Source organism: Micromonospora phytophila (genome assembly GCF_023656545.1).
GTDB lineage: Bacteria > Actinomycetota > Actinomycetes > Mycobacteriales > Micromonosporaceae > Micromonospora > Micromonospora phytophila.
The window spans coordinates 23,317-30,160 of record NZ_JAMOKF010000034.1 but is presented as its reverse complement, the minus strand read 5'-3'; the positions used below and the strand labels follow the sequence as shown (position 1 = coordinate 30,160).

General features: G+C 71.6%; 1 pseudogene. It reads right to left on the bottom strand.

The window, feature by feature from the left end:
- Window positions 1–6,630: pseudogene (locus NCC78_RS07725) on the bottom strand (calcium-binding protein); the annotation flags it as partial.
- Window positions 6,631–6,844: the final 214 nt, after the last annotated feature.

Below are 6,844 nucleotides of genomic sequence, written 5' to 3'. Positions count from 1 at the left end.
CCCGCCGTCGCCGCCGATCAGGTGGTCGCTGCCGAGTCCGCCGACGAGCAGCTTGGCCTGCGACTGGGTGCCCGCGGGCAGCGGCTCGTGGGTGACCTGGCGGAACGGGCCGTAGCCGTCGGAGTCGCCCGGCTCGCCGACCTTGGACGGCTCGGCGATGACGTGGTCCTCGCCGGGGCCGCCGAACAGCTGGTCCGTGCCGTAGCCGCCGACCAGCACATCGCCGCCGCCGTAGCCGTACAGCCGGCCGGTCTGGCCGTTGGCGGAGTGGGAGACGACCAGGTCGGTGCCGGCGCTGCCGTGCACCAGGTCCTGGCCGGCGCCGGTGTCCACCCGGTTGGTCAGTCCGCTGTCGCCGCTGCCGGGCTGGTCCACGTCGGCGGGCACCGCGCTGTCGGAGGTGTGGATGGTGTCGTCGCCCTTGCCGCCGTTGACGGTGTCGCCGCCGGCACCGCCGATCAACGTGTTCCTGCCGTTGGGCCGGTCGTCGGCGACCACGCCGAGCACGTCGTCGCCGCCGTTGCCGTAGACCCGGTTGGTGCCGTGGCCGACGGTGACGTGGTCGACGTCGCCGGTCGTCGCCTCGCTCGGGTCGTCCAGCCTTGTCCAGTCGACCAGCCCGGTCAGGCTGGTGTCGCCGACCGAGGTGCGCACGGTGGTGGCATCGGCCCGGTCGACGGCGCCGAGGCCGCTGTCGCCGGCCACGATGTCGTCGCCGTCGCCGGTGGTGACGGTGTCCTGGCCGGGGCCGCCGGCGACCCGGCTGACCACGCCGGCGGTCTCGGTGGTGACGATCACGTCCGCGCCGCCGCGCCCGTCCACGTACGCCGGTCCGGTGCCGGTGCGGATCTGGTCCTTGCCGTCCGAGCCGATGATCACCGCCGTCTTGTCGAACTGCGAGGTCTTCGTACCGTCGCCGCCGGTGTCGCCGTCGCCGAGCAGCAGCACCGACATCGACGTCTTGTCCGGGTCGGCGACATGGTAGCCGCGTCCGTCGACGACCACCCGGGTCAGCGCCGGGTCGAGGAACTCCTGCCTGCGGCCGAGACCCTCGACCGCGAAGCCGTCGAAGTCGTCGCTGGCGTCGGCGTAGTGCAGCGCGTACACCTTGACGACGTCACCGGCGTAGGTGCCGGCGGCGTTGTCCCAGGCCTTGTCGCCGCGTTGCTCCTTCTTGCCGAATTTGCCGGCGAAGACCACCAGGGTGTCCCCCACCGTGCCACCGAGTTCCGGTGGCTTCGGTTTGCAGTCCGGTTGCGCCCGGAAGTCGAGCAGGGTGGCGTCGACCAGGGTGAAGTCGAAGGTCTTGGAGAACAGGAACAGGTCGATGGTGATGTAAACCTTGAGGAAGACCGAGAGCTGCCCGCTGGTGGTGAACAGGCAGACCGGGTTGACCAGCAGGGCCTGGAGGAACTCGCTGGTGCGGAACTTGCCGTCGTTGTTCGGGTCGTTCCAGCTGAAGCCGACGGTGAGCCGGATGCCGCCCTGGATGCCGGCCTTGACGATGAGGACGCTCACCTCCGCGCCGGCCGCGATCTCGCCGCGCAGGGTGACCACCGGGACGGGCGTGCCGGTGCTGTCGGCGGTCTTGAAGTAGAGGCCGTCGAGCAGGCTCACCGCGTCGAGCGCGGTGCCGTCGCTGGCGGCCTCGACGGCGTGCCGGATGCCCGCGGTGTCCAGCCCGGCGATGAACCGGGCCGTGACCGAGGCGCTGCCGGAGAGGGTGACCAGCACCGGCGGCGGGGCGTAGACCGGGCCGAAGGACTGCCGCCAGCTGAAGCCGAGCGACAGCGGACCGGAGTCGAAGCTGACCAGCTCGACGTCCTGCCCCATCAGCAGCCCGAACAGCGAGCCCGGGTTGTCGAAGATCGGGAAGCTGAAGCCGGTCTTCTGCGCGTTGGACTTGCCGTCGGCGGTGGGGGCGAACAGCTTCTCGCCGTCGTTCCCGGCGGCGTTGTCCACCGTCGACTTCACCTCGCCGGCCGACTTCGCCTGGGTGAACGGGTCGTCCCGCTTGATCAGGCTCTCCGCCGACGCGGGCGACACCTCGGTGGTGAGCGCCTTCGCCGGGTCGACCAGGAACTGGCCGAGCGGGATGGAGCAGCCCGAGTCGCAGTCCGGGATGTTGTTCACGAACGAGATCACCGCCCGGACGGTGTGGATGAAGTCCAGCTTGGGTCCGCCGTTGAGGGTGCTGAAGGTCTGGGCCAGCCAGACCAGGGTGATGTCCGGTCCGCCGGTGGCCTTGGACAGGTCGGACAGCACCGGGATGGGTGCGTAGAGCGTGTCGATGACGGGCTGGAGCGGGCCGGTGACCGCCTTGAGCTTCTCGACCACCGGTTTGAGGATCTTGTCGAAGAAGGCGCCGGCGTCCAGCGCGATGTCGGTGAAGGTCACCTGCAACGGAGTGGTGACGCCACCGCCGGTGGGGGTGAGCCCGCCCTGCTTGTGCGCCAGCCCCCACTTCAGGCCGAAGCGGGCGCTGATGCCGGGCAGCGCGGAGCCCACCTCGTCGCCGGTGTTCACCACCGCCGCCAGCTTCCAGTCGATGTTCACCGCAGCGGTGAGGTCGGTGGCGAGCAGCGACCCCAGGTCGCCGAACTCGGCGAGGGTGAGCTTGGCGTCCGGGTCCGCCGCGCAGTCGACGGCGACCGCCGGGTCGAAGCAGCTCTTCTCCCCCGGTGAGCCCTTCAGGTCGATGCCGAAGTACGCCTTCACCAGCGGCGCGGTTCCCTGCTTGGCCGCGTTGACCTGGATGAACGCGAGCTGGGCGGCGAGGTCGCCGGTCATGTCGAACTGCGCGCCGATCTGCACCTCCGGCGTGGTGTCGCCGTCGTGGGTGGGCACGTAGAAGCCCTCGTCCCGGTCGAGCACCAGGTCCAGGTGCAGCTTCCAGCCCAACCTGGCCCGGATGCCGTCGGGCGCGCCCTTCTTGGCCTTCAGCGACAGGCCGGGGATGCCCAGGTCGAGCGGCACGTTGACGCCGAGGCAGGCGTTGCCGCCGCCGGCGTCCGCGCAGCCGTCGGCGGCCGACGGTGCGCCGCGGGAGGTGGTGAGCTTGATCCGGATGGCCTGGAAGTCCTCCGGCTGGCAGGGCGCGGCCACCCCGGTGCGGCAGCTGATCACCGCGCTCACGCCCGGGTCGAGATCGGCGAGGACGTCGTTGAGCGCGGTCTGCATGCCGGCGCTGTCCAGGGTGGCGTCGGCCAGCACCGGGCCGATGGCGGCCTTGACGTCCTGGCGGAGCTGCGCCACGAAGCGCTGGCCCTGCTGCAGGTCGTCGCCGACCAGCGGCAGCTTGCCGTCGAAGCTGGCCAGCCGCAGCGCCTCCTCCACCTTCGCCAGGTAGCCGTCGATGCCGACGTTGAAGTCGGTGAGTTTCAAGGCCAGGTTGGCGAAGCAGGAGTCCAGGTTCGGGGTGTTCGCGGTGGGCGTGAGGTCCAGGCCCATGGTGAAGGTGAGCAGGTTGGTGGCGTCGTCCGGCTCGCAGTTGTTGACGAACAGTGGCGCGCGGGCGCAGATCGGCACGGCCGCGCCGCCGATGCCGCCGCCGCAGTCGACGCCGGCGGTGGTGAACTGCGGGGTCACGCCGAGCAGGCCGCTGATCGGCCCGTCCTCGGTCAGCCCACCCAGCCCCACGCTGAGGTTCGCCTTCACGGTGGCGAAGTCCGGGTCCTTGCCCAGGTCGAGAGCGAGCGGGCCGACCCGCGCGGCGATGGCGGCGTCGGTCACCGCGCCGGAGACGGTGACGCTGGCCGAGGAGGTGTGGTCCAGCAGCGGCGCGGCGTCGAGCCGCAGCGGCAGCAGCAGCCCCAGTTTCGCGTTCGCGCTGACGTCCAGCGCGAAGGTGCCGGAGCTGTCCAGGCTGATCAGCTCGCGGGCGCCGTCCCAGGAGAAGGCGAGCGGCCCGCCGGTGTGGACGTTCCGCTTCCAGTCCAGGCCGATCCGCAGGAACGGGCCACCCTCGCGCTGGTCCAGGGTGAAGCTGACGCCGCTGCCCTCGCCGATGGCGCCGTTGAGCAGCGCGAGGGCGTCCTGGAGGTTGTCCGGGGGTGAGGCGAGCAGCCGGTCCAACGCGTCGGCCAGCTCGGGGCGCAGCGCGTACGCAGTGCCGTCCGCCGGCTTCGGGGTGCCCGCCGCGTCGATGCGCAGCGTCTGCCCGTCCACCCGGTCCAGCACCCGGTACGCCTTGCTGCCGATCACCACGGTCCGCCCCGCCAGGCGCGGGTCGAACCCCGCGTCACCATCGCGGGTGCCGTCCTTGAGCAGGAAGTTCGCCCCGTCGGCGACGAAGGTGACGTCCTTGCCGACGCCGCTCTCGTCGGCGCCGAGCAGCTGCCGGGCGGAGCGGCCGACCAGCGGGATCTCGGTGTTCAGCGGGCCGCTGCCGCCGTCGGGCTGGGACAGCGCGACGTTGACCAGCCGCAGCGCCTCGATGACGACCGCGAAGAGCGCCTTCGGGTCGTCCGGGTCGAAGTCGACGGCGAAGAGTCCACTCAGCCCGGAGGTGTTGACCACCGGCTCTTCACCGGCCCGCCAGCTCACGTCGACCCCGACGCCCTGGCCGAGGGCTCCGGTGTCACCGGGGACGCTGACCTTGACCCGCCCGGTGGTCCTGACCGACGACGAGGCGGCCAGCAGAGTGGCCGGCTCGGACTGCAGGCGCTGGAAGAACGAGCCGAGGCTGATGTCCTGGGCCTGCTTGAAGCCGACCTGGAGCATCCGCTGGCCGGGGGCGGCGGGGCCGACGGTGAGGTCGCCGCCGAGCTTGACCTTGAGGAAGCCGGCGGTGGCGTGGAAGTCGACCCCGGTGGTGATCGGGAAGTCGGCGGTGAACAGCGGCGTCGCCGGGTCGGTGCGCAGCAGCACCCGGTCGGCGTTGGCGGTCGGGCTGCCCAGGTCGTCACGCAGGTCGAGGACCAGGGTGAGCGCGGCGCTGTAGCGCGGCTTCACCTTGGCGAAGCTGGCCTGGGCGTTGGCCGCCCGCAGGCCGACCTTCCTGTTCTCGTCGACCGGGTCGGTGAACGCACTGGCCAGCTCGACCGCGCCGACGTTCGGGCTGGAGCCGCTGATCACCCAGACGCTGTCGTTGGTGGGTTGCCCGCCGATCCAGTTCTGCGCCAGGGTGACCGACGTGGCGGTATTGGCCGAGACGGTTCCGGCGGAGGTGCCGGCGACCACCCGCTGACCGACCAGCTGCCCCGGGGTGAACCGGTCGCCGCCGACGTTGAACCCGTTGGCGGTGAAGGTGGCGCCCCGCCCGGAGAGCGACGCTGCTCCCGGGTCGAGCGGAACCTCCACCGTGGACTCGCGTTCCAACCTGACCCGGAACACCAGCTTGTCGGCCGCGAAGGAGAGGTTGTCCACCGGGATGCCCTCGGCGGCGAGCAGGGCGACGAGCTGCTGGATGGAGCTGAACTTCGGCTGCCCGGCCAGGGCCGGATCGTCCTCGCCGGGGGTGAACGCCGGGTCGTCCGGGCGCGGGTGGACGTACTTGCCGAGGAAGCCGGTGAGCTTCTCGTTGACCTTGACCGCGTCCGCCAGGGTGCCGCGTAGGAAGGGCAGGTTGACGTTGCCCGCCGGACCGCTCTGCTGCACCCCGCTGAGCAGGGTGGCGAGCTGGGCGAGCCCGGAGGCGAGGTCCAGCGGGCTCATGTTGCGGAACTTGGCGATCGTCTCGTCGAGCCCGGTGGTGCTCACGGTGGGAGCGCCGACGGCGATGTCGGCCCACTGCACGGTCACCGTCGCGGCGACCGCGGGCAGCACGAAGGGCGCGCCGGAGGCGGCTGCGCCGAGCTTGATCACGCCCTGCACCGAGCCGGGCCCGGGCTCGGTGTCGGTGTCGGAGATCCGGCCACCGCCGGAGCCGTCCAGCGCCACCTGCACCAGACCGGCCAGCGAGCCGGGCGCACCCAGCTCCCCGGTGTTGGCGCCACCGGCGGTATCGAAGGCGAGCCGGCCGTCGCCGTTGGGGTCGGTGAAGGTGACCTTGACGTGGGTCCGGGCGGCGAGGGTGCTGCCGGCGGTGAGGGTGACCCCGAGGATCCCCATCGCGGCGGTTGCCTGGTCGAGGTCGCTGCGCAGCCGCGCCGCCGCGTCGATGTCGATGCGTGGGGTGTCGCCGTCGCGAACCAGGTAGGTCTCCCCGGCGGCGGTGTGCCGGGCCCGCAGATGCAGGGTGGCCCAGCCGGTGACGGTGACCGCCTTGGCCAGCGTCACCCCGCCCACGGTGAGGTCTCTGTCAGCCACTTCCCGCTTGGCGGTCAGCAGCACGTCCAGCAAGTGGTCACCGCCGCTGGTGCTGACCGAGCTGGTGAGCCGGGTGCCGCCACCGAGGTCCACGTCGTCCTTGGTCAGGCCGCTGGCCAGTGCGTCGGACGCCTTCCGGGTGAGCTTGTCCGCGTCGACGAGCGCGCCGGGGCTGACCCCGAGCAGCGGCAGCGGCTGGCCGAGCAGCCCCACCTGGGACAGTCCGCCGTCGGCCCAGGTCGCCGTGCGGGACATCAGGTTCTTCAGCGCGGTCTCCCACGCCTCGTCAGCCTGAGCCGGTGCGGCCGTCCACACCAGAGCCATCGCGGCGCACATCACTGTCGCGATCGCCGCCGCCAGCAGCCGTCGTAGAGCCACCATGAGCCACCTTCGTTCCTCGGATGGCCGTCACCGACGGCGCTGGTCCGCGCCAGCACATCGATCGCGGGAATTGCTCACAACAACTGTGTCGGGATCGTGACACTGCGTCAGACCGATCGGTCGACACCGCCGGACCGGGTGGCCCGAGAAGACTGTGCTCGCGGTTCGGACCGCACCGCCGTACCGCGACCACCCCGCCCGCCCTGATGGGAGG